The 2,773-nt window shown below is 62.2% G+C and carries 3 protein-coding genes; 2 read left to right on the forward strand and 1 reads right to left on the reverse strand.

Translation table 11 applies throughout. From position 1 onward, the window contains the following. Positions 1–201 (reverse strand): hypothetical protein (locus EN884_RS39130; RefSeq protein ID WP_206617688.1); only part of this gene is annotated, 201 nt, incomplete at its 3' end. A 272-nt stretch (positions 202–473) separates the two neighbouring features. Here EN884_RS39130 and EN884_RS31865 point away from each other — a divergent pair. Together EN884_RS31865 and EN884_RS31870 are read left to right on the forward strand one after the other, a co-directional pair. Beyond that, a complete protein-coding gene (locus EN884_RS31865; protein ID WP_063168512.1) occupies positions 474–2,402 on the forward strand; it encodes an autotransporter assembly complex family protein in 1,929 nt (642 codons plus the stop codon). Between the two features lie 3 nt (positions 2,403–2,405). Further along, positions 2,406–2,773: hypothetical protein (locus tag EN884_RS31870; RefSeq protein ID WP_164892664.1), on the forward strand; the 368-nt coding region annotated here is incomplete at its 3' end.

Below are 2,773 nucleotides of genomic sequence, written 5' to 3' on the forward strand. Positions count from 1 at the left end.
TCCCAGGCATGTCGTCTTGCACTGGTCGATTGTCACATTCTGGTCGGACCTGAGATCAAAACCGAAATAATCGGAATTGTCCGTTGTCGCGATACGCCGGGCCTCGGCCGCCTGCGAGACGCTGCTCCAGGCCAGGACATTGGCCCAGGCAAAAAACAGGAGAATCAGAATCGAAAGACCACGAGCCGCGCGCATTGCCATAACACCCCTCCAGACACAGCTGACGTCCGGGCATGATCAAGCTTCAGTCAGGCTTGTCAACACAAGGACGCGGCAGGGTTCCGCCTGCCAACGGTTTCCTTTCCGGTCGATGACCGGTAGTACCTCCATAGGACAGGGGATCACGCTTTCTTGCGGCGACGCAAAAGGTGTGAATTCCAAGCCCGTCCTATTTCAGACAATTGGATTGTGGCCCCTTTACGAGCGCTTCAGAACTTCATTCCAATTTTAGTTTTGTAACCTAGGTTGTCTTAATGCCGGCGCATGAAGAGCAGATGTCAGGAGGTCGCGCGCCAGGGCGTGCGCTTCCGCGCGCCCTGCTGCTGGCCATGATGTGCTCGACCGTGCTCGTCGCCGAATCGTCCCCGGCGGCCGCTTTCGAGCTTTTCGGCATCAAGCTGTGGGGATCGTCCAGCGACGAGGATGCCGACATCGTCGATCCGCTGCGCTACGCCGTGACCATCAATGCCCCCGATGCCGACAAGAACCTGGTCAAGAAGCTCGAAAATGCCTCGGCGCTGAAGAGCGACGAGGAGCGTCCGGTTTCAGGCTCGCTCGGGCTGATGGCCAAGGCGCGCAGCGACCGCGAACAGCTTGTCGCCGCGCTCTATGCCGATGCCCGCTACGAAGGCGTCGTCACCGTCACCATCGACGGCAAGCCGCTCGACGATTTGCCGCCGGATGCCGAATTCAAGGGTCCGCAGCCGGTTCCCGTGGCGATCGACATTGCTACCGGGCCGAAATTCACCTTGGGCAATATCAGGCTGCAAGGCGACGCGGCAGGACTGATGAGCGCCGATTATGGCCTGATATCAGGCGGCGACGCCGGATCCGGCGCAGTGCTCAAGGCCGAGGCGCTGATCGTGCGGACGCTGAAGGAGCAAGGCAGGCCGCTGGCAGAGGTGACGGACCGCCAGATCGTCGCCGACCATGCCACCTCGACGCTCGACGTGACGCTGACGGTCGCCGCCGGACCGGTCGCCGGCTATGGCCCGACCACCGTGGAAGGCACCGAGAAGGTCGACCGCGACTTCACCGAATACATGACCGGCCTCAAGCGCGGCCGGCAATACTCGCCGCAAGAGATCGACGATGCGCGCGACCGGTTGCTGGCGCTCGAGGTCTTCAACAGCGTGACGTTCAAGGAAGCCGACACGCTCGATGCCGACGGCAACATTCCGATCGGCGTCCAGGTCAGCGAGCGCAAGCCACGCTATTTCGGCGTCGGCGGCACTTTTTCCAACACCGAGGGGCTGGGCCTTGAGGGCTATTGGGGCCACCGCAATTTGTTCGGCCGGGCCGAGAAGCTGCGCATCGATGGCAAGATCAGCGGCATCGGCAGCAACGATCTCGGCGAACTCAACTACAATGCCGGCATCATGTTCGAGAAACCCGGTGTGATCGGACCGGCATCGAAGTTCTTCGCCAGCGTCAAGACGGTGCTCGAACATCCTGATGCCTATGACCATTTCTCGATCAAGGGCAGCACCGGACTGTCCTACGAACTGACCAAGAAGCAGACGGTTTCCGCCGAGGTGGCGCTCGACTATTCCCGCATCCACGACGCTTTCGGCAAGCACAAATACCTGATCGCCAGCATTCCGCTGCAATATGTCTACGACAACAGGGACAACCGCCTGAACCCGACCAGCGGCTTTCGGGTGCTGGCCTATGCCGAGCCGAGCTACGACATTTTGAATGGTGCGGCCTTCCTGAAGCTGAGGGGCGAAGGGTCGGCCTATCAGTCGCTGGATTCGGCTTCCAAGTTCGTGCTGGCCGAACGTGTCGCCATCGGTTCGATCGTGGGCACCGGGCTTCAGAATGTGCCGGCCGACCGGCGCTTCTATTCCGGCGGCGGCGGTTCGGTGCGCGGCTACGCCTATCAGGGCATCGGTCCGAAGGATTTCACCGGCCAGCCGATCGGCGGCCTGTCCTTCTTCGAAACCTCGGTCGAGATGCGCATCGCCATCACCGACACGATCGGCATCGTGCCGTTCGTCGATGCCGGCACCGTGTCGACCAAATCGGTTCCCGATTTCTCCGATGTCAAGGTCGGCGCCGGCGTCGGCCTGCGCTATGTCACGCCGTTCGGGCCGCTGCGCATCGACGCGGCCGTGCCGCTCAACCGCGATCCGGGCGATCCGCATTTCGGCATCTATGCCGGCATCGGACAGGCATTCTGAGCGATGAAAACAGTCTGGCGCATCCTCCGCATTGTTCTCTACACCCTGCTGATCGTGATTGCGGGAGCGATCGGCGCGCTGGTGGTGCTAACCAAGACCGAGCGCGGCCGCGACAATCTCGCCGGCATCATTTCGCGGCTGGCATCGACCGACGACCGCAAGATCACGGTCAGCGGCATAGACGGCATCTGGTCGGGAGCCCTCAGCGTCGACCATGTCGTGCTGGAGGATCGCGAGGGTGCCTGGCTGGTGGCGCGCAAGGTGGCCGTCGACTGGTCGCCGCTGGCGCTGCTGTCGAAAAACTTCAGCGCCGACCGCATCGCTGCCGAGCGCATAGAACTCGCCCGGTTGCCGGTGGCCAGCACGCAGCC

The sequence above is a fragment of the Mesorhizobium sp. M7A.F.Ca.AU.001.01.1.1 genome (genome assembly GCF_004022735.1).
Classification (GTDB): domain Bacteria; phylum Pseudomonadota; class Alphaproteobacteria; order Rhizobiales; family Rhizobiaceae; genus Mesorhizobium; species Mesorhizobium ciceri.

What these genes read in the sequence shown, in the direction of transcription:
- EN884_RS31865 (WP_063168512.1), top strand. Translation starts at nt 474, where the DNA reads ATGCCGGCGCATGAAGAGCAGATGTCAGGAGGTCGCGCGCCAGGGCGT.